18 protein-coding genes are annotated in these 19,776 nt (G+C 71.5%); 6 read left to right on the top strand and 12 right to left on the bottom strand.

All coding sequences use genetic code 11. The annotated features are described in order from the left end of the window. Positions 1 to 92: 92 nt before the first annotated feature. Positions 93 to 815, top strand: a complete 723-nt coding sequence (locus tag FNH04_RS09445; RefSeq protein WP_322722811.1) for a FadR/GntR family transcriptional regulator — start codon at positions 93 to 95, stop codon at positions 813 to 815. A 36-nt stretch (positions 816 to 851) separates the two neighbouring features. On the opposite strand, the gene FNH04_RS09440 is transcribed toward FNH04_RS09445, so the two are convergent. After that, the gene (locus tag FNH04_RS09440; RefSeq protein WP_322722810.1) at positions 852 to 1,505 is read right to left on the bottom strand and encodes a hypothetical protein; all 654 of its coding nucleotides are present in this window, start codon (positions 1,503 to 1,505) and stop codon (positions 852 to 854) included. A 207-nt stretch (positions 1,506 to 1,712) separates the two neighbouring features. Next, entirely contained in the window at positions 1,713 to 3,554 is a 1,842-nt protein-coding gene (locus FNH04_RS09435) for a family 20 glycosylhydrolase (RefSeq protein WP_152782281.1), read from the bottom strand. Between the two features lie 250 nt (positions 3,555 to 3,804). Here FNH04_RS09435 and FNH04_RS09430 point away from each other — a divergent pair, with 250 nt between their 5' ends. After that, positions 3,805 to 5,151 (top strand): amidase, encoded by a 1,347-nt coding sequence (locus FNH04_RS09430; RefSeq protein ID WP_322722809.1) that lies wholly within the window; start codon positions 3,805 to 3,807, stop codon positions 5,149 to 5,151. Positions 5,152 to 5,191: 40 nt separating this feature from the next. Then, entirely contained in the window at positions 5,192 to 5,455 is a 264-nt protein-coding gene (locus FNH04_RS09425) for a hypothetical protein (protein ID WP_152782277.1), read from the top strand. A 24-nt stretch (positions 5,456 to 5,479) separates the two neighbouring features. Here FNH04_RS09425 and FNH04_RS09420 read toward each other — a convergent pair whose 3' ends face one another. From FNH04_RS09420 to FNH04_RS09410, 3 genes are all read right to left on the bottom strand, one after another. Beyond that, positions 5,480 to 6,121 carry a LysE family translocator gene (locus tag FNH04_RS09420; protein WP_152782275.1) on the bottom strand — a complete coding sequence of 214 codons (642 nt, stop codon included), beginning with the start codon at positions 6,119 to 6,121 and terminating at the stop codon, positions 5,480 to 5,482. A gap of 71 nt (positions 6,122 to 6,192) precedes the next feature. Beyond that, entirely contained in the window at positions 6,193 to 6,675 is a 483-nt protein-coding gene (locus FNH04_RS09415; RefSeq protein WP_152782273.1) for a GNAT family N-acetyltransferase, read from the bottom strand. 56 nt (positions 6,676 to 6,731) lie between these two features. Then, on the bottom strand, positions 6,732 to 6,908 hold the full coding sequence (locus tag FNH04_RS09410; protein WP_322722808.1) for a hypothetical protein: 177 nt from the start codon (positions 6,906 to 6,908) through the stop codon (positions 6,732 to 6,734). A gap of 427 nt (positions 6,909 to 7,335) precedes the next feature. On the opposite strand from FNH04_RS09410, the gene FNH04_RS09405 reads away from it, so the two are divergent. After that, positions 7,336 to 8,142, top strand: coding sequence for an SDR family oxidoreductase (locus FNH04_RS09405; protein ID WP_152782271.1), 807 nt, complete (start codon positions 7,336 to 7,338; stop codon positions 8,140 to 8,142). A gap of 21 nt (positions 8,143 to 8,163) precedes the next feature. Here the strand turns inward: FNH04_RS09405 and FNH04_RS09400 are convergent, their stop codons facing one another. The 6 genes from FNH04_RS09400 to FNH04_RS09375 all read right to left on the bottom strand — a co-directional run bounded on the left by FNH04_RS09400 (position 8,164) and on the right by FNH04_RS09375 (position 14,958). Next, on the bottom strand, positions 8,164 to 8,397 hold the full coding sequence (locus FNH04_RS09400; protein WP_152782269.1) for a hypothetical protein: 234 nt from the start codon (positions 8,395 to 8,397) through the stop codon (positions 8,164 to 8,166). A 72-nt stretch (positions 8,398 to 8,469) separates the two neighbouring features. Then, positions 8,470 to 9,975 carry an SDR family NAD(P)-dependent oxidoreductase gene (locus FNH04_RS09395; RefSeq protein ID WP_152782268.1) on the bottom strand — a complete coding sequence of 502 codons (1,506 nt, stop codon included), beginning with the start codon at positions 9,973 to 9,975 and terminating at the stop codon, positions 8,470 to 8,472. 107 nt (positions 9,976 to 10,082) lie between these two features. Continuing rightward, entirely contained in the window at positions 10,083 to 11,414 is a 1,332-nt protein-coding gene (locus FNH04_RS09390) for a wax ester/triacylglycerol synthase family O-acyltransferase (protein WP_152782267.1), read from the bottom strand. A gap of 280 nt (positions 11,415 to 11,694) precedes the next feature. Next, a complete protein-coding gene (gene glgC, locus FNH04_RS09385; protein WP_152782266.1) occupies positions 11,695 to 12,915 on the bottom strand; it encodes a glucose-1-phosphate adenylyltransferase in 1,221 nt (406 codons plus the stop codon). Positions 12,916 to 12,972: 57 nt separating this feature from the next. Next, complete coding sequence (gene glgA, locus FNH04_RS09380; protein WP_322722806.1) at positions 12,973 to 14,124, bottom strand: glycogen synthase; 1,152 nt, start codon at positions 14,122 to 14,124, stop codon at positions 12,973 to 12,975. Between the two features lie 99 nt (positions 14,125 to 14,223). Next, on the bottom strand, positions 14,224 to 14,958 hold the full coding sequence (locus FNH04_RS09375; protein WP_152782265.1) for a (2Fe-2S)-binding protein: 735 nt from the start codon (positions 14,956 to 14,958) through the stop codon (positions 14,224 to 14,226). A 211-nt stretch (positions 14,959 to 15,169) separates the two neighbouring features. On the opposite strand from FNH04_RS09375, the gene FNH04_RS09370 reads away from it, so the two are divergent. Next, the gene (locus tag FNH04_RS09370) at positions 15,170 to 16,345 is read left to right on the top strand and encodes a DMT family transporter (protein ID WP_152782264.1); all 1,176 of its coding nucleotides are present in this window, start codon (positions 15,170 to 15,172) and stop codon (positions 16,343 to 16,345) included. Positions 16,346 to 16,409: 64 nt separating this feature from the next. On the opposite strand, the gene FNH04_RS49605 is transcribed toward FNH04_RS09370, so the two are convergent. Further along, positions 16,410 to 17,630, bottom strand: a complete 1,221-nt coding sequence (locus FNH04_RS49605) for a transglycosylase family protein (RefSeq protein WP_152782263.1) — start codon at positions 17,628 to 17,630, stop codon at positions 16,410 to 16,412. Between the two features lie 302 nt (positions 17,631 to 17,932). Here FNH04_RS49605 and gndA point away from each other — a divergent pair, with 302 nt between their 5' ends. Next, positions 17,933 to 19,372, top strand: a complete 1,440-nt coding sequence (gene gndA / locus FNH04_RS09360; RefSeq protein ID WP_152782261.1) for an NADP-dependent phosphogluconate dehydrogenase — start codon at positions 17,933 to 17,935, stop codon at positions 19,370 to 19,372. Positions 19,373 to 19,776: the final 404 nt, after the last annotated feature.

Below are 19,776 nucleotides of genomic sequence, written 5' to 3'. Positions count from 1 at the left end.
TCCTACGCAGGTTTTCCCCGCCTTCCGGCTGTAGTGGTCCGACCACATGGCTGGTTAGACTTCCGCGCACCGAGGACAGCAGGAGGAGTGGCGTGGACGAGACCCAGGCCCGGGAAGCCGTGACCGCTCCACAGAAGGGGACGGTGACCCAGCGCGCGATCGAGCGCATCAAGGCGATGATCGCCGAGGGCCGCCTGGAGCCCGGGCAGCGGCTGCCCACCGAGCGGGATCTGGCGGCCCAGCTGGGCATCTCGCGCAGCTCGATGCGGGAGGCGATCCGCGCGCTCACGGTCCTCGGGGTACTGGAGGCCCGCCATGGCTCGGGCATCTACGTCACCCAGCTGGAGGCCGGGGACCTGCTGGAGACTTTCGGAGTGGTGGCCGACCTCTCCCGCGGCCCCCGTCTGATCGAGCTCCTCGAGGTGCGCCGCATCCTGGAGTCGACGGCGACCGCGCTGGCGGCCGCACGCATCACGCAGGAGCAGCTCGCGGAGGTCGAGAAGCACCTGACCGCGATGAACACGACGGACGATCCCGAGGAGATCCTCGCCCACGATCTCTCCTTCCACCGCGAGATCGCCTCGGCGGCGGGCAACGAGACGATGGCCGCGATTCTGGAGGGCCTGTCCTCGCGCACCTTCCGCGCCCGCGTCTGGCGCGGCTACCAGGAGGAGGGCGCCTTCGCCCGCACCCGCCGCGAACACGCCGCCATCCACCGCGCGCTGGTGGCCCACGACCCGGAGGCGGCGCGGGCGGCCGCGGCAGCGCATGTGGGTGAGGTGGAGGAGTGGCTGCGCAGCCAGCTCACGCCGTAGTGGGCGGGATGGCTGCGAGGAGCCATGACGTGACGGCTATGGCTTGAGGGCCCACTCCTCCAGGCCGGAGTAGACCAGTGCGGTCCGCCACCGGGGAGCCGAGAAGCACTCGGCCTTTCCCCCGTGGACCGCCACGAGGGAGTCCGCCCCTCTCCACCAGGTGTCGGCGAGTCCCCTGACCTCCGGCACCGGCTCGTAGGAGTCCAGCGGGATCTCGTCGACCTCGTCGCCGCTGACCCGGGTGATCCGCCGGGCCCACAGGGCCGCGTGGTGGGCCAGGGCGAGGGACTCCACCCATCCCTCGATGGTCGCGTGCAGGGGCGTCCAGCGTTCTTCCTGGATGCCGAACTCGTCGTTCGGCCCGATCATGAACGAGAAGGGGACCGCCGTCCGCTGGATCCCCGCCTCGAACCACCACCCTTCGTCCGCAGAACCTTCCGGAACGTCGGGATCCAGGTAGCGGGGCCCGCCGTCGTACAGCGGGGAGGGGGGCAGGACCAGCCCGCCCCACCGCTGCTGGAACGCCACGACCCGGTCGATCTGCGCGGCGGGTATGCCGTGCCCGAGCCAGGACTCCCGGTGCCGCTCGGCCGGCACGACGTCGACCTTGACGCCGTGCGCGGAGACGAAGCTCCGGGCCCGTCGGGTCAGCCCCTCGGGCACGTCGTGGAAGAGGTTGAGATTCGCCACCCGGCGGACCCTACCCGGTGGTTGCCCCAGGCCCGCCACAGCCACAGGGTGACCAGCTGGAAGGGCCACGGACGCGGGGCGGGGGGCCTCGCCACTCCGGCCGACCGGTCAGCGGCACACCGGGACCGGCCGGCCCGTCAGCGGCACACCGGGACCGGCCGGCCCGTCAGGGACAGCCCATGACCCGCACCCGCGACCGGTAGACCCCTAACGGGCGGTCACCCGCCACACGGCCGGCTCGCGCTGGTCCGGCGGGTACTGGACGAGGCGTCCGCCGTCCGTGATGTGCACGGCCATCCGCGTGATCGCGTTGACGAACTCGTAGCCGCCGGGGACGGGCACCGGCACCCAGCGCTGCAAGGTGTTCGAGGCGGCGCAGGTCTCCTCCGTGACCGCGCTGCCCGGCTCCAGCGGCACGTTGAGCGTGATCCTGCCGCTGCGCGTCTCCAGGCACCTGCCGCTCGCGGCGGACCTCAGGGTCAGATACCCGTCGGCGGTGCGCGCGACCTGGAAGTCGCCCGTCACTCCGCCGCTGCGCAAGGTGTACGTCCCGTCGGCGAGCGGCACCCGGGTCAGGTCACGCCATCCGGGGGCATGGCCCACCGCCTGCGCGCGAGCGGTGAACTCGGCATACGTCGCGTCCGGGTGGGGCGATCCCCAGGTGGCCTGCGCGATGTGCCGCAGCGCCGGGTCCAGGGCGACGGCGACCTCGTTCTCGGTCTCACCGCGTCCGTTGTCCGGCCAGAGACTGATCTTGGCCCCGGTGACGCCGTCGCGCGAGGCGAGCTTCTCGCCCTCGAAGCCGCGCGGGTCCCAGCTCTGGTCGTACAGGCCCTCGGTGTCCGAGTGGAATCCGCCGCGCACGAGGTAGAGGGCGTACGCGGCGTTCATCACCGGGTAGCCCCGCGCGATGAGCCGGCTCGGTTTCACCGCCACGTCCAGCCAGTGCTCGATGGTCGTGCCCGCCGTGACCGGCACGGTGTTGGCCCCGGTGAGCCCGTCGTTCCAGATGCGGAGCTTCTTGCCCTTGCTCGCCGCGTACGCGTGCACGCGGTTGACGAAGTCGATGAACGCGTCCTGCGGAGTGGCGTCCGCGCCGTACTTGTCCCGCGCGTACCGGAGGATCTGCGGGTACTTGGCGAAGTCGGAGCCCAGCATGTACTCGTCGGCCCCCATGTGCCACGAGGCGGCCGGGAAGACCTGGGCGTACTCGTCGATCAGGCTCGTGTAGTAGTCGAAGGCGGCCTGCTGGGTGACGTCCAGCCGGGAGGGCTGCTTGACGCCGTCGGAGTCGGTGAGCTGCAGGTCGGGGCGGTTCTCGATCCAGGGGTCCATATGGCCCGGGGAGTTGATCTCCGGAATGATCTCCACGTGGTACTTCTCGCCGAGGGCGACGAGCCGGCGTATCTCGTCCTTGGTGTAGTAGCCCCAGGTGTTGGCCTCGGGATGGGCGTCGCTCTTCACCTTCAGTTCGAGCAGCAGCTGGTTGAGCTTGTGGTACGCCATGTCGCGCACCAGGTTCTCCAGCCACTCGGTGGAGATGTGGACGTAGCAGGCGCAGACGCCGACACCGCGTTCCCCGAACTCGGGCACGTCGACGGCGCGTCCGGCGGGGACGCGGTCGCCCTGCGCGAGGAGCTGGAGCAGGGTGCGGGTGCCGTAGAAGGCGCCGGTGTCCGTCCTGCCGGTGATCGACAGGCGGGTGCCGACGCGGAGTTCGTATCCCTCGGCGCCCAGCCGCGCCACGGACGGGTCGATGTCGACAACGATGTCACCGGCTCGGGCGGTACCCCGGACGACCGGAACGGCGCCTCGGCCGGCGGCACGCAGGTCGTCGGCGAGGGTGTCCGCGACCTGCAGCGACTTCTTGTCCCGGGCCACGATGCGGGCACCTCGGGCGAACACGTAACTTCCTTCTCCGGGCGCCCAGTCGGACAGCGCGGGCACCGTCACGGGCGGTCCCGCCCGCCGCTCCTGAGCCGCCGCCGGAACCGGCGCCACGAGGAGCACCAGCCCCGCCACGGCACTGGCCACTCTGGACCACGTCATACCGCTCCACCTCACAGGCAGTTCGCAGTCATCGGATGTCTGATCCTTGGAGCGATGCCACCCGGCTGTCAATGGGGCGACGGGACAAGGGAGTTGAAAGAACCCGGGGCAGAAAACCACAGACTCATCGGAGGGCCTGCCCAGCACTCTCACCCCGGCTCTCGACGTGGCGCCCCCGACAGGGCACAGTGCTCCTCGTACTCGTCGGCTACTCACGAGTACGTCCATGTCGCACGCCCAGGGAGCGCCCGTGACCAGCTGGATCGGCCGGACCGCCGCCGAGATCGCCGCCGCAGTGCAGGAGAAGCGGGTCACTCCCCGCGAGGTGGTGGCGGAACATCTCGCGCGGATCGAGCAGCTCGACGCCCGCGTGGGCGCCTTCCGTACGGTGCGGGCGCGGGCGGCCCTCGCCGAGGCGGACGAGGTGGGCGCCCGTGACGATCTCGCCGAACTCCCCCTCGCGGGCGTGCCCGTGGCCGTCAAGGACAACCTCGCCGTACGGGGCGAGTCGACCCGCCTCGGCACCGCCGCGACCCCGGACACCCCGGCCGGGCACGACCATGTCACGGTGGCCCGGCTGCGTGCGGCGGGCGCCGTGGTCGTGGGCCTGACGAACGTGCCCGAGCTGTGCGTCTTCGGCACGTCGGACGGGGTGCACGGCATCCCGCGCAACCCGTGGGACACCGCGCGGACGGCGGGCGGTTCCTCGGGCGGCAGCGCGGCGGCGGTCGCCGCCGGAATGGTGCCGATCGCGCTCGGCAACGACGGGATGGGCTCGCTGCGCATACCGGCCGCGAACTGCGGACTGATCACCCTCAAGCCGGGTCATGGCGTGGTCCCGGCGGGCATCGGCAACGGCGACTGGTTCGGCATGTCCGAGAACGGGCCGCTCGCGACCACGGCCGAGGACACCCGGCTGATGTTCTCGGTGCTGGCGCAGACGCCGGACGCGTCACTCCCGACGGAACCCGGGACCCGCCGGATCGCCGTCTCCGTACGCAGCCCGCTGCTCGGCGTCACCGTCTCCCGCCCGTACACGACGGCGGCCCGCGAGGCGGCGAAGTTGCTGGCCGACGCGGGCCATCAGGTACGGCGCGCCGACCCGCCGTACCCGCTCTGGCTGGCCACGACGTCCCTCGCACACTGGACTGCGGGGACCGCCACCGACGCCGAGGGGCTCGATCCGCGCCTCCTCGCCCGGCGCACCCGGGTCCACGCGACCGTCGGCCGCCGTTTCGTGCGCGGCGTCCGCGAGGGTGACCGCAAGGAGCAACTGCGCCGCCGTATGGAGCCGTTCTTCGCCGAGCACGACGTGCTGCTCACCCCCACGCTGGCCCGGCGCGCGCCCTCCGCCGCGGCCTGGCACGAGCGGGGCTGGCTGCGCAACGTGATGGCGAACACCAACTACTCCCCGCTGACACCGCCGTGGAATCTGACCGGCTGGCCCGCGATGTCGGTACCGTTCGGCACGCTGCCGAGCGGGGCACCCTGTGCCGTCCAGCTCGTGGGGCGCCCCGGCAGCGAACGGGAACTCCTCGCCGTGGCGGGACAGCTGGAGGAGCTGCACCCGTGGCAACGCACCGCACCGCTCTCCTGATGGCGCTCTCCTGACGGTACGTCAACGCTGGAACGCCCGCTTGGCGCTCCTGCGCGGGGAAGCCGCCCGGGCCTGCGACGGCCACGGGGCGATGCCGGGGACGACGGTGCCGGACGCCGAGGCCCCACCGAAGAACGAGGGCATCGCCCGCGACCCGCTGGACCACCGCCGCACCCTGTCGGCCGCGGGCCGCCGACCGACGCGGTACGGCCTGGCGCCTCGCCATCCGCACCGCCGACGACACGGCGGCCTCGCACTGGAAACCGCGCGCGGCGGCTGCTCGACGAGGCACGAGGCGGCGTGAGCGACTACCGGTCCGTACCGGAGCTCACGGGTCCTTGCGGCCGGTCGCGGCGACGGTGACGCCCAGGCCGACCATCGTCAGACCGCCCACGCCGCCGATCAGCGACAGCCGGCGGGGCGACCGGGCGAACCAGTCCCGCGCGGTGGCCGCGACCAGCCCCCACAGGCTGTCGAAGGCCAGCGCCATCACGTTGAAGACCAGACCGAGGAACAGCATCTGGAGCACGACATGCCCCTGGCCCCGGTCCACGAACTGGGGCAGTACGGCCGCGAAGAACACGATGGTCTTGGGATTGGCCACACCGACCGCGAACCCCTCCCACAGCGTGCGCAGGCCGCCGTACGCGGGCGCCTCGGTCTCGAACGCGGCCCGCAGCGAGCGGCGTTGCCGCCACGCCCTGACGCCCAGGTACACCAGGTAGGCGGCGCCCACCAGTTTCAGGGCGGTGAAGACGAGGACCGACCGCTCCACGACGGCCCCGATCCCCAGGGCCACGGCGGCCACGAGCACATAGGCGCCCATGGTGTTGCCCACGACGGTGGTGAGCGCGGCCCGGCGGCCCTGGGCGAGCGCCCGCCCGATCACGAACAGCACGCTGGGGCCGGGTATCACGATCAGCAGGAACGACATCGCCGCGAAGGCGAGAAGGCGGTCGGTGGGCACCATGGGGTCATGCAAGCACGGGGAGGGCGAACGCCCCCAGCGGTTTTCGTACGCCCCAGCGGTGTCCCCGCCGGTCAGAGCGCCCGGTACATGATGTGCAGTCCCACGCGTCCGTGCCGGGGATGGTCGAACGCCTCCGGAACGGTGCCCAGCACGGTGAAACCGAGCGAGGTCCACAGCCGTACGGCGGGGTTGGTCTCCACGACGGCGTTGAAGACCATGCTCCGGTACCCATGGGTCTTGGCCTGCGCGAGGACGTGTTCGGCGAGGGCCCGGCCGATGCCCCGGCCGCCTTGGCCGGGGTCGACCATGAAGCCCGCGTTGGCGACGAGAGCGCCGGGCCCGCCGTAGTTGGGGGTGAGGAAGGCGGAGCCGACGACGGCTCCGGTGCCGTCCTCGGCGACGTACACCTTCTTGGCGGGGGCCATCCACAGCGCGCGGGCGGCTTCCTCCGTGGTGTACGGGTCCCAGGTGTATGTCTCGCCGGCGGCGACGATGCGGTGCCAGAAGGGCCAGATGCGCGGCCAGTCGTCGGCCGTGGCTTCTCTGATCAGCATGGCCGTGAGTCTCGCACGCCCGTGCCACCGGCGTTTCCGACGGGTTCCGCTCCGGATCAGTCCACGCTGGGGAGGATATGGGGCTCCGCCAGGTCCTCCTCGTACCCCGCGAGACGGATCGGGGCGGACCTGGCCCACACGTCCAGGCTGCCGAGCTCCTGCTCGGGCCGACGGCCCGCGCGCTCCGTACGGTCCTTCGGACGCTGATCGAGATTGCTCTTCTCCGGTGTCACCGCGCACTCCTCATGTGTCGGGTCACCCTTGGGACGGGCCGGCCCACCGTACTGTCGTGCGCTCGGCGTCCGCTCGGGTGTGAATCGAAATAGCTTCGGACGCGGTGGCGCCTGTCGAGTTGTGGTGGGAGCAGACCGTGGTGACCGGCTTGTCCCGGGACGGACCGTGGGTGTGGGTGGAACCCATATAAGGCTGTCCGTCCGCTACAGAGTACCCATCTGAGCGGATGCCCGCTCGATGGGGCTGAAAACATGGGGTAACTGTCTTGAGTCGTTCCGTGTCAGGCCCCCACGCCCGTCACCTGTTCGGCCGAACGAACACGATGGCACGGCCTGCAGGCAGCGCCGGCGGCCGCCCCTCGTCGGCTACCGAGGGCATCGGCCCGCGGGGCTGTGAACTGACGGTCCGTCATGAGACGGTACGCGGATGACGTCACCCCACGGGCTCGAGGGCAGGGTCGCGATCGTCACCGGGGCTTCGCGCGGAATCGGGCTTGCCGTCGCCGAGGCACTGGTGGGGGCGGGTGCCCGGGTGTGTGTGACCGCGCGTGATCCGGACGGTGCGGCGCGGGCCGCCGAGGCCCTCGGCGGGGTCGGGCTCGCGGGGTCCGTGGCCGATGCCGACCATCTGCGGGAGGTGACGGAGCTGACGCTGCGGGAGTTCGGCCGGATCGACGTCGTCGTCAACAACGCGGCCACGAACGAGCCGTACGGACCGCTCATGGACGTCGACCCCGGCAGCTGGAGTGACGCCTTCGCCGTCAACGTGGAGGCGCCGCTGCGGCTGGTGCAGCACGCGTGGCGGGTATGGATGGCGGAGCACGGCGGTGCCGTGGTGAACGTCTGCACCGAGGGCGCCGGTCATGTCGGGCCTCACGTGGGCGCCTACGGCACCAGCAAGGCAGCTCTCCTGCACCTCACCCGGCAGCTCGCCGGCGAGCTGGCCCCGAAGGTACGGGTCAACTCCGTCTCCCCCGGCCTGGTCCGCACCGAGATGGCCCGCTTCGTCTGGGAGGGGGCGGAGGAGGTGCTCGCCGCCGGGCTGCCACTCGGCCGGATCGGAGAGCCGCGGGACATCGCGCGGGCGGTGGTGTGGCTGGCCTCGGACGCGGCCGAGTGGATCACGGGGGCCGACCTGCTGGTGGACGGCGGAACCCGGGTCAGGACGGCGTACGCCTCACCCGGGTACGCCGTCCACGACCGTCTGCGGTCACAGGCACCACCTCACCCATGACTGACGGCGCACCTCGCTCCCTCACGGGAACAGGGCGATCCCGCCGAAGATCACCAGGAAGACGAAGGCGACGAACAGCATCGTGCCCACGGTCCAGGGATGCTTCAGGGGATCCGTGGGCCCTCCACCGCGGGGCCGGTCCTCCGGCAGCACGGGGTGGGCCGGGCGGTCGCTCGCGTAGAACTCCTCGTCGGTCATGTACACGTTGCGCGGATCTTCGAGGCTACGCGGATCGATTCCGTGTGAACTGTCCATGGCACCTCCCAGCGCGGTCCTCACCAGGGCCGGGTACCCCGGCTGATGCCAAAGGCGCGTCAGGGACGCGACTCACCACTTCCCGGGCGCGTAGTCCTTCAGGAAGACGCCGTACAGGTCCTCGCCCTGCTCGCCGCGCACAATCGGATCGTAGACCCGCGCCGCGCCGTCGACCAGGTCCAGCGGCGCGTGGAAGCCCTCCTCCGCGAGGCGCAGCTTGTCGAAGTGCGGGCGCTCGTCGGTGATCCAGCCGGTGTCGACGGAGGTCATGAGGATGCCGTCGGTCTGGAACATCTCCTGGGCGCTGGTCCGGGTCACCATGTTCATCGCGGCCTTGGCGGCGTTCGTGTTCGGGTGGCCCGCGCCCTTGTAGCCGCGGCCGAAGACGCCCTCCATCGCCGAGACGTTGACGACGTACGCACGCTCGCTCCTCGCCTTCCTGGCGGCCTCCGCCATGGCCGGGCGGAGCTTGCTGATCAGGATGAACGGCGCCGTGTAGTTGCACAACTGGGTCTCGAGGAGCTCCACCGGGGAGATCTGCTCGATGGTCTGCACCCAGGTGTTGGTATCGACGACGTCGGGGACCAGACCGCCCGCGTCGATGGCGGTGCCGTCGAGGTGCCGGGCGACGCTGGCGTTGCCCGCGACCAGCGCGAGGTCGGCGACCTTCTGCGCGTCCATGCCGCTGGTGCCGAGGGGCAGGGCGGCGAGGCCGTCGACCGCGCCGGAGTTGAAGGCGCCGATCACGTGGTGGGCGGGCAGCTCACCGGCGGGCAGCGGGGCGCTCTCGCCGTCGACCAGGGCGGCGTAGGCGGCGGGCAGGCGGCGTACGGTCTGCGTCGCGTTGTTGATGAGGATGTCGAGCGGGCCCGCCTCGGCGACCTGGTCGGCGAGGGCCACGGCCTGCGCCGGGTCGCGCAGGTCGATGCCGACGACCTCCAGGCGGTGCAGCCAGTCCACCGAGTCGTCCATGGCCTTGAAGCGGCGCATGGCGTCCTTCGGGAAGCGCGTGGTGATCGTGGTGTGCGCGCCGTCGCGCAGCAGCCGCAGCGCGATGTACATGCCGATCTTGGCGCGGCCGCCGGTGAGCAGGGCCCGCTTGCCGGTGAGGTCGCCGCGGGCGTCGCGCTTGGCGCGGTTCACTCGGGCGCAGTCCGGACAGAGCTGGTGGTAGAAGTAGTCGACTTCCACGTACCGGGCCTTGCAGGTGTAGCAGGAGCGCGGGCGCTGGAGTATCCCCGCGACCTTCCCCGCCTCCGTGACGGACGACGGGAGGATGCCCTCGGTCTCGTCGTCGATGCGCTGGGCGGAACCGGTGGCGGTGGCCTCGGTGACCGCCTTGTCGTGGGCGGTCTTGGCGGCCCGGCGCTCCTGGCGGCGGCGCTGCTTGACCGTGCGGTAAATGCCCGCGGTGGCCCGGCGCACGGCGATCGCGTCGGGGTGGTCGATGTCGAGCTTGTCGAGCTCCTCGAGCACGCTGAGGCAGACGGCCAGCCGCTCCGGGTCGATGCCGGGTTCGTACGACGACGGCGCCGACGCCTCGTCCATGGTCGCCGAACCGTCCTGTGTCACCGTCATCGCCGTTGCCGTTCCCTGGGTCACCCGTCGCGGCGCTCCGACCGCGCTCGCTTTCGAACGCGGAATTGTACGGAGCGCCGGGCCGGGTGACCAAACCGGTCAACGGATCACGGGGCGCAGGCGGCCTGCAGTGTCTCCACCTCCGCGGTGACGGCATGGGCGAACCGGTCGAGATCCGGTACCGCCTCGGCGTCGGCGACGAGCCCGTAGTGGACGCGTCCCCGGTAGGTCGAGACGGCGACCGCGAGGGACTGACCGTGGGCCAGCGGCGCGAAGGGGTAGACCTCCGTGAGCGTGTGGCCGCCGAGCTTCAGTCCGAGGCCGGGCAGCGGCACGCTGGTGACGAGGATGTCGAACCAGAGCCGGGCCGCCTGGCTGACCAGCGGCCCGCCGAGCCGGTGGCCGAGCGGGGGCACATGGTCGGCGAGCAGCGCGACGGCGCCCGCGCCCCGGTTGGGTCCCGCGTCCTTGTTGCGGTCCATGGCCGTACGGACCGCGCCGAGGCGGCCGATCGGGTCCGGATCGTCGACAGGAAGCCGTATCAGGTAGCCCGAGAGCCGGTTGCCCTGTGGGTGGGCGGTGCGCGGGCGGCGCTTGGAGACGGGGATCAGCGCGCGGGGGGCCACTCCCTCGCTGCCGTCGCCGCGCTCGTCGAGCCAGCGGCGCAGGGCGCCGGCGACGACCGCGATCAGGACGTCGTTGACGGTGCCGCCGACCGCCTTGCGCACGGTGTGCACGTCGTCGAGGTCCAGCACCACACCGGCGGTGCGGCGGGTGCCTGTGGGTCGGGAGGTGAGCGCCGGGCAGGAGCGTACGCCCAGGGTGGAGAGGGCGACGGAGGCGCCGATGTCGAGGGCGCGTCCCACGTCGGAGAGGGCGCCGCGGACGAGCTCCGGCAGTCTGCGCACGTCGGGCAGGAGACCGCGCGGCGGCTCGATGGGCCGGGGGCGGGAGGGTCGCAGGTCCGTCGGGTCGAGGATCGCGGCGGCGAGCGTCAGGGCGCGCAGACCGTCGGCCAGGGCGTGGTGGAACTTGAAGAGCACGGCGAACGAGGTGCCGTCCTCGCCCGGCAGCACATGGGCCTCCCACGGCGGTCGTCCCCGCTCCAGCGGACGCTCCATGAGGCTGCCCGCCACCGCGTGGAAGTCCGCGGTCGGGGCGTGCAGCCGGACGTGGTCCAGGGGGTCGAAGTCGGGGGCGGGCTCGCGGACGGCGCCGCCGAAGGCGGGCGGGAAGGCGAGCGGCCGCCACACGTCGCGGATGCGCATGCGCAGCCCGGGCACGGCGGCGGCGCGGGCCGCGAGCAGGTCGGCCGCGTGGACGCCGGCGGTGGGCGAGTGGGCCGCGAACACACCGAGTGCACCGAGGTGCATCGGGTGCTCGTCGGACTCGATGTTCCAGAACGCCAGGTCGAGTGGTGCGAGCAGGTCAGAAGTCAATGGCTTGCCTCGCGTCGACGAAGGGTGAAACAGCAGTCAATCGCCGACAGGCGATTACGGTCAAGTACGATCAGGCTACACACAGTTAACACCAGATTAAGTCTCGCTCCTCCGAAAGTGGCGGGACGCATGACACGCCTGTGGTCGTACAGGCACAGAGGGCACCACCCGTACGGGCGTGCGCCACCCGTACGGGTGCGAGCCGATCGTGAAGGCCGCGAGCCGGGCGAAGGGGGCGAGCGGAAAGCCTGCCGGGGAACGGTTCCCTACGGGACGCCGGCTACGGGACGCGCTGGCCCTTGCCCAGTGCGATCACTCCGCCCTTCGAGACCGTGTACAGCTCGGAGTCCCGCTCGGGGTTGACACCGATCGTCGCGCCGGGCGGCACCTGGACGTTCTTGTCGATGACCGTGCCCCGCACGACCGCGCCCCGCCCGATGTGCACGTTGTCGTGCAGCACCGAGCCCTGCACGACGGCCCCCGGGTCGACCACCACTCCCGGCGAGAGCACGGACCTCGTCACCTGCCCCCGGATCAGGCAGCCCGCGCTGATGATCGACTCGCTGGCGATGCCGCCGGCGTTGAAACGGGCCGGGGACAGCTGGTTGGAGTGGGTGTAGATGGGCCAGTCGCGGTTGAAGAGATTGAACCGGGGGCGCTCGGCGATGAGATCCATATGGGCGTCGTAGTACGCGTCGAGGGTCCCCACGTCGCGCCAGTAGCCCTGGTCGCGGCTGGTCTCTCCGGGCACGTGGTTGGCGCTGAAGTCGTACAGCTGCGCCTCACCGCGGTCGGTGAGCTGGGGCAGGATGGAACCGCCCATGTCGTGCACGGAGTCCTCGTCCTCGGCGTCCCGCTGGAGCGCCTCCACCAGGGCCTTGGTGGTGAAGATGTAGTTGCCCATCGAGGCGAACACGCACTCGGGGTCGTCGGCCAGACCCGGCGGATCGGCGGGCTTCTCCAGGAACCGCTCCACCACCCGGCCGTCCGAGCCGGGCGTGATCACGCCGAACGACGACGACTCGGTGCGCGGCACCCGTATGCCCGCGACCGTCACGCCCGCGCCGCCTTCGATGTGCTGCTTCAGCATCTGCCGCGGATCCATGCGGTACACGTGGTCGGCGCCGAACACCGCGACGTACTCGGGCTGTTCGTCGTTGACCAGGTTCAGGGACTGCAGGAGGGCGTCCGCGCTGCCGAGGTACCAGCGCGGGCCGAGCCGCTGCTGGGCCGGGACCGGTGTGACGTAGTTGCCGAGCAGGCTCGACATCCGCCAGGTCGTGGTGATGTGCCGGTCCAGCGAGTGCGACTTGTACTGCGTCAGCACACAGATCCGCAGGATGTCCGCGTTGACGAGGTTGGAGAGTACGAAGTCCACGAGGCGGTACGTGCCGCCGAAGGTCACCGCGGGTTTCGCCCGGTCCGCGGTGAGGGGCATGAGCCTCTTGCCCTCACCGCCCGCGAGTACGATTCCCAGAACCGAAGGTCCACCGCGCCGCATGCCGCCGCCCCTCTTCGCCCGGTTGTGCCGCTGTGCTCTGCTGTCTGCCTACCCCGCTCAGCCCTGTTTCAGGACCTCCTCGTACAGCTGGACCGTGCGCCGGGCCACCGCGTCCCATCCGAACTCCTCGACCGCACGCTCCCGCCCGGCCGCGCCCATGCGCGCGGCGGTCTCCGGATCGGAGATCAGCGTGTCGAGGGCGCGGGCCAGTTGTGCCTCGAAGTCGCCCTCGGTGGACACCAGCAACCCGGTCACTCCGTCCTCGACGACCTCCGGGATGCCTCCCACCCGCGAGGCGACGACCGCGGTCCCGCACGCCATCGCCTCCAGGTTGACGATGCCCAGCGGCTCGTACACCGACGGGCACACGAACACCGCGGCATGGGTGAGGAGTTGGATGACCTCCGGGCGCGGCAGCATCTGCGGGATCCAGTGCACGCCCTCCCGCACGGCGCTCAGCTCTTGGAAGAGGGCACGGAACTCCTGGTCGATCTCCGGGGTGTCGGGCGCGCCCGCGCACAGCACCACCTGTGCGGCGGGGTCGATGTCCCGGACGGCGCGCAGGAGATGGGGCACGCCCTTCTGACGGGTGATCCGGCCGACGAACAGGACGTAGGGGCGGCCGGTGTCGATGCCGATCCGGTCGAGGACGTCCGTGCCGTGGTCCGGCCGGTAGAGCATGGTGTCGATGCCGTTGTGCACCACGCGGACCCGGTCCGGGTCCAGCGCCGGATAGCAGGTGAGGATGTCCTCGCGCATCGCGCCGGACACGGCGATCACGGCGTCGGCGGCCTCGACGGCGGTGCGCTCGGCCCAGCTGGACAGCGCGTACCCGCCGCCGAGCTGCTCGGCCTTCCAGGGGCGCAGCGGCTCCAGCGAGTGGGCGGTCATCACATGCGGGATGCCGTACAGCAGCTTGCCGAGGTGGCCGGCGAGATTGGCGTACCAGGTGTGCGAGTGGACGAGTTCGCGGCCTTCGAGCGCGGCCGCGATGGACAGGTCCACGGAGAAGGTGCGCAGCGCGTCGTTGGCGCCGTCGAGCGTGGGCCAGGGGCGGTGGCGGACGACTCCGCCCGCGGCGCCCTCGCCCCAGCAGTGCACGTCCAGGTCGGTGAGCGACCTCAACTCCCGGGCGAGGAACTCCACATGGACCCCCGCGCCGCCGTACACGTCAGGCGGGTACTCCCGGGTCAGCAGGCCGACTCGCACCTGGAACCCCCTGTCTCAGCGGTTGGTTCCCACATGGTCACCCAGATGTGACGGTTGGGGAAGACCGCCATTTTCCTTGCCTGTTGGGTCAGGTGACCGTCAGTGGCGGGGCGGCCGGTCGAAGCAGCAGTCGCCGCACACCCCGCCGCCGGGCACCCGGTAGTACAGGCAGCAGCTGCGGCGGCGCAGGGTGGCCGGGTCGAGGGTGCCCGACAGGTCGGGGTGCGCGAGCAGCTCGACAGCGAGCGCACGGGCCCGCTCTCCCAGGTCGGTACGGCCCTGGGCGCGCGCCCAGCGGTCGAGCTGACGTGTGGCGCCCATCAGCGCGGAGCCCGCGTTGCCCCACAGCAGCCGCTCCGACGTGCGGAACCGCTCGCGCAGGGCGGCCGCCAGCGGTACGAGATGGCCCTCTCGTACGACGTCGTCGATCGCGCCGGCCGGCAGGGCGCGCACCTCGGTGAGCCACAGCTCGTCCGGGGCGGCGCCCTCCGGGTCCCAGCGCAGCAGCCCGGGGTCGAGGTCCGGCACCCGGTCGTACAGGACGGCGCAGCCGAGCGCGACCGCCCACAGCCGGGCGACCAGTCCCTGGTGGGCGATGGAGACCGCGACCCGGCTCTCGGGGGCGCGCATACTCGTCGCAACCTTACGGACACGCAAAATTATCGGATCCGCGCGTGCCTCACCGTTCCGCTCGGCGTGCCGTGCCGCGTACGCCCGCGCGAGTGTGGGCAGCGGTCCGTGCGGCGGTTCCCCCGTGTGTAGTACGAAGAAGCCGCCGAGTGCGCGGAGCGCGGTGAGGTCGGGGTCGAGAGCCACGAAGAGCAGTAGTACCAAGCCCCTTAGGGGTGTTCACCCGGAGGGTCGCACGGGGTGCCACCCACCTTGGGTATGACGAGCGCCCCGTCCTACTCCAACGGGAGTAGGACTCAATGAGTGCTCAGGTACGACGACGCGGGCCCCCGTCGCGAGGCATCGTGGTGAACATGGAAGCCGACCCTTCGCCACGCCGGGCCGAGAGCCCCCGCTCCTCGCAGAGGAGCAGCTCATGAGCGCCCTCGCGTTGTCCGTGCTGCTGTCCTTCGTCTCCGCGGTCGCGTACGCGGGCGGGGCGATCGTGCAGGAGCAGGTCGCGGCGTCCTCCCCGGACGAGCAGTACGCACCGCTGCGCCGGCCGAGCTGGTGGGCCGCCGTCGCCCTGAACGGCCTGGGCGGGCTGCTGCACGTGGTCGCGCTGGCGTTCGGCCCGCTGAGCCTGGTGCAGCCGCTGGGCGCGCTGACCATCGTGTTCGCGCTGCCGATGGCGGCGCTCTTCGTGGGGCGGAAGGCCGGTGCGGCGGCCTGGCGGGGCGCGATCATGGCCACGGTGGGTCTGGCGGGCCTGCTGTCGCTGGTCGGCACGGCGGAGTCGCAGTCCCTGGGCGCCACCGAGCGCGTGGCGGTGGCCCTGGTCACCGGGGGCGCGGTGGTGGCGCTGATGGTGGCGGCGCGCGCGGCGCACCGGCACCCCGCGGTGCGCGGCATCCTGCTCGCGGTGGCGGCCGGTGTCGCGTTCGGCATGTCGTCGGTGTTCACGAAGCTGGTCGCGGTCGACTGGAGCGGCGGTGTCTCCCTCGCCGATCTGCCGTCGCTGGCGGTGATAGGCGTCCTGGCGACGGCCGGCATGCTGCTGTCGCAGGCCTCCTACCGGAGCGCCGGGCTCACCGCGCCGCTCGCCACGCTGACCGTGGTGAACCCGGTGGTGGCGGCTGCCGTCGGCATCACGATGTTCGGCGAGACCTTCCGCTACGGCACGACGGGCACCGTCCTGGCGCTGGGCTGCGGTGTCGTCGCGGCCGGTGGCCTGATCCTGCTGACCACGGAGCGGCTCGCGAGCACGCGGCCCGAGCCGGCCAGGGCCACGGTCGCGGCACGCGAGGGCGACGTCATGGCCGGTGTCGCGCGGACCGCGCCGTCCGCACGGACCGGTGACGCACAGGACGGTGGCACGGCCGGGTCGGACCTCGTCGAGGAGTTGCTGGCCAGGCTGCCCGAGCAGCGCGTCGGCTCTGCCCACGAGGAGATCCTCGTACCGGCCCCGGCACCGTCGGCCGAGGCCCGGGAGGACGGTCCGTACGACGGCGCTCGCTCCCCGGAGCCCGTGCGCTCGTACGGCCCGTTCCACGGCGGACCGTACGTGCCGATGCCGCTGCTCGACCGGCATCACGCACGGGTCAGATCCTGATCGTCCGACCGCGGCCCGCCGTCGTACCGGGTCGTCGTACCGGGTCCTCGTACCGGAGCCGGGCTCAGACCCGGACCCCGCGGGCCCTCAGATAGGCCACCGGATCGACGTCGCTGCCGAAGCCGGGGCCCGTCCGTACCTCGAAGTGCAGATGCGGGCCCGTGCTGTTGCCGGTGGATCCGGAGCGGCCGATGCGCTGGCCGGATGCGACGCTCTGCCCGGACTTCACGGCGATGGCCGACAGATGGGCGTACTGGGTGTAGCGGCCGTCGGTGTGCCGGATGACCACCTGGTAGCCGAACGAGCCGCCCCAGCCCGCGCTGACGACCTCGCCCGCCGCCACCGACTTCACGGTGGTGCCGGTGGGGACGGGGAAGTCGAGGCCCGTGTGGTAGCCCTTCGACCAGGAGGAGCCGGTGGCGCGGTAGGGCGTGCCCGACGCGGCGTCCACGGGAGCGACGAACGAGACGGACGTCTGCGTCTGCTGCTGCTTCGGCTTGGTCTTGGTCTTGGTCCGGCTCTTGGTCTTCTCGTCCTCGGAGGCCCGGCTCTTGCTCTGGCTCTGGCTCTGGCCGGATGAGGATTCCTGGGTCGAACGGTCACCGCTGGTGCCGGGCGGGCTTCCCGCCGGGCGCAGGTTCAGACGCTGGCCCGGAATGATCAGGTCGGGGTCGGTGCCGATGGTCTTGCGGTTGGCCTCGTACAGCCGCTGCCAGCCGCCCCGCACCTTGCGCGAGTCGGCGATGCCGGAGAGCGTGTCACCGCTGACCACGGTGTACATCTCCGTGGTGCCCGCCTGCGACTGGGGCGTGGTCTGCGGAGTGACGTCCTTGATCGTGCGCTTCGGGGTCGTGGAGGCCGGGGTCGCGTCCGACCCGCCGGAAGGGCTGATGTCCGGCGTGTCCCCACCGCGGGTGAGGCCCGCGCGGACCGAGCACACCGGCCAGGCGCCGGGTCCCTGGCCCTTGAGGACCTTCTCCGCGATGGCGATCTGCTGGTCCTTGGTGGCCAGATCCGCACGCGCCGCGTAGGCCCTGCCGCCGTACGCCTCCCAGGTCGACTGGCTGAACTGGAGTCCGCCGTAGTAGCCGTTGCCGGTGTTGATGCTCCAGTTGTTGCTGGACTCGCAGGCCGCGACCTTGTTCCAGGTGCTCACGTCTGCGGCGTCCGCCACGCCGGCGCCGATCAGCGGGATCGCCATGCCCGCGCCGCCGGCTGTCACCGTGAGTGAGGCGCGGTTGATTCTGTTCGGCTGGTACCGGCGGTGCCGACCGCGTGCGGCCATGGAAATGCCCCCCTCACATTTGCCAGGAGCCGCAAAAGTAAACGCTGCTAACCGGCCATGACAAGACGGCAATCAGCCGCCCTGTCACGCCAACTCCCGAGCGGTCGACCAAGGTTGCGAAGCGGTTGAGGCAGGTGCGGCCCTTCCTGCGTACACAAGCCCGACAGGCCGCGCAGCGCGGTCGGGGCCGGGGCCACGGCACGTCGGGACGGCCGGAAGGGCAATACTGGCGGGCAGAACGGCACCACCGATATCAGGACCTACCGGCAGCACCGATTCAGGATCCATAGGAGCCAAACCGTATGAGCACAACAGCCCAGATCGGCGTCACGGGTCTCGCGGTCATGGGGAGCAACCTCGCCCGCAACTTCGCGCGCAACGGCTACACGGTCGCCGTGCACAACCGCACCGCGTCCCGCACGCACGCGCTGGTGAAGGAGTTCGGTCACGAGGGCGACTTCATCGCGGCCGAGTCCGCCAAGGACTTCGTGGCGGCGCTGGAGCGGCCGCGGCGTCTGGTCGTCATGGTGAAGGCGGGCGGGCCGACGGACGCTGTGATCGAGGAGTTCGCCCCGCTGCTTGAGCCCGGCGACATGATCATCGACGGTGGCAACGCCCACTTCGCCGACACCCGCCGCCGCGAGGCCGCACTGCGCGAGCAGGGCATCCACTTCGTGGGCGCGGGCATCTCCGGCGGTGAGGAGGGCGCCCTGAACGGGCCGAGCATCATGCCGGGCGGCCCGGCCGAGTCGTACGAGTCGCTCGGTCCCATGCTGGAGAAGATCTCCGCGAAGGCGGCGGACGGGGCGCCCTGTGTGACCCATGTCGGGCCGGACGGCGCCGGGCACTTCGTGAAGATGGTGCACAACGGCATCGAGTACGCGGACATGCAGCTGATCGGTGAGGCGTACCAGCTGCTGCGCGATGTCGCGGGCTACTCCCCCGCCCAGATCGCGGAGATCTTCCGCACCTGGAACTCCGGCCGGCTGGACTCGTACCTGATCGAGATCACGGCCGAGGTGCTCGCGCATGTGGACACGGCGACGGGCAAGCCGTTCGTGGATGTGGTGCAGGACCAGGCGGAGCAGAAGGGCACGGGCCGCTGGACGGTCCAGATCGCCCTCGACCTGGGCGTGCCGGTGTCCGGTATCGCGGAGGCGGTCTTCGCGCGCTCCCTGTCCGGGCACAGCGCGCTGCGCGAGGCCTCGCGCGGGCTCGCCGGCCCGAAGGCCACCGCGCTGAGCGCCGCCGAGGCGGGTGCCTTCGCGGACCGGGTGGAGCAGGCGCTGTACGCGTCGAAGATCGTGTCGTACACGCAGGGCTTCCACGAGATCGACGCGGCGCGCGCGGAGTACGACTGGGACATCGACCTGGGCCGGGTCGCCTCGATCTGGCGCGGCGGCTGCATCATCCGTGCGGCGTTCCTGGACCGGATCCGCGCCGCGTACGACGCTCGGCCGGACCTGCCGAGCCTGCTGTCCGACGAGACGTTCGCGCAGGAGATCGCGGCGGCGCAGGACGACTGGCGCGAGGTGCTGGTCGCGGCGACGCAACAGGGTGTGCCGACGCCGGGCTTCTCCGCGGCGCTCGCGTACTACGACGCTCTGCGTGCCGAGCGGTTGCCTGCGGCGCTTACGCAGGGGCAGCGGGACTACTTCGGGGCGCACACGTACCGGAGGACGGACCGGGAGGGGTCGTTCCACACGTTGTGGGGTGGAGACCGGTCGGAAGTCGAGGCGTGAGCGCTCCGCTGGGTTGAGCCGGTTGGGGGTGCGGGTCGTCTTGAGGGTGCGGGTGGGTTGTGGCTTGTCGCGCCGTTCCCCGCGCCCCTCAGGAACGGGGCTGCGTGTCGGCTCGAAGGTGCGGGTCAGCCGTGGCTCGTCGCGCAGTTCCCCGCGCCCCTCAGGAACGGGGAGCCACCCGTCGCCTCAAAGGTGCGGGTCAGCCGTGGCCGGTCGCGCCGTTCCCCGCGCCCCTCAAGAACGCGGAACCACCCGTCGCCTCGAAGGTGCGGGTCGACCGTGGCTCGTCGCGCAGTTCCCCGCGCCCCTCAGGAACGGGGAGCCACCCGTCGCCTCAAAGGTGCGGGTCAGCCGTGGCCGGTCGCGCCGTTCCCCGTGCCCCTCAAGAACGCGGAACCACCCGT

The organism is Streptomyces phyllanthi, assembly GCF_009377205.1.
Lineage (GTDB): Bacteria > Actinomycetota > Actinomycetes > Streptomycetales > Streptomycetaceae > Streptomyces > Streptomyces phyllanthi.
Note: the sequence above shows the minus strand (reverse complement) of the source record. Positions and strands in the feature narration are given on the sequence as shown.

Bases quoted from the DNA above. Each gene is read 5' to 3' on its own strand.
- FNH04_RS09395 (WP_152782268.1), bottom strand. From the start codon at position 9,975: ATGACGGTGACACAGGACGGTTCGGCGACCATGGACGAGGCGTCGGCG.
- FNH04_RS49605 (WP_152782263.1), bottom strand. From the start codon at position 17,630: ATGGCCGCACGCGGTCGGCACCGCCGGTACCAGCCGAACAGAATCAAC.
- gndA (WP_152782261.1), top strand. From the start codon at position 17,933: ATGAGCACAACAGCCCAGATCGGCGTCACGGGTCTCGCGGTCATGGGG.
- FNH04_RS09420 (WP_152782275.1), bottom strand. From the start codon at position 6,121: ATGGTGCCCACCGACCGCCTTCTCGCCTTCGCGGCGATGTCGTTCCTG.
- FNH04_RS09435 (WP_152782281.1), bottom strand. From the start codon at position 3,554: ATGACGTGGTCCAGAGTGGCCAGTGCCGTGGCGGGGCTGGTGCTCCTC.
- FNH04_RS09370 (WP_152782264.1), top strand. From the start codon at position 15,170: ATGAGCGCCCTCGCGTTGTCCGTGCTGCTGTCCTTCGTCTCCGCGGTC.
- glgC (WP_152782266.1), bottom strand. From the start codon at position 12,915: ATGCGGCGCGGTGGACCTTCGGTTCTGGGAATCGTACTCGCGGGCGGT.
- FNH04_RS09415 (WP_152782273.1), bottom strand. From the start codon at position 6,675: ATGCTGATCAGAGAAGCCACGGCCGACGACTGGCCGCGCATCTGGCCC.
- FNH04_RS09400 (WP_152782269.1), bottom strand. From the start codon at position 8,397: ATGGACAGTTCACACGGAATCGATCCGCGTAGCCTCGAAGATCCGCGC.
- FNH04_RS09405 (WP_152782271.1), top strand. From the start codon at position 7,336: ATGACGTCACCCCACGGGCTCGAGGGCAGGGTCGCGATCGTCACCGGG.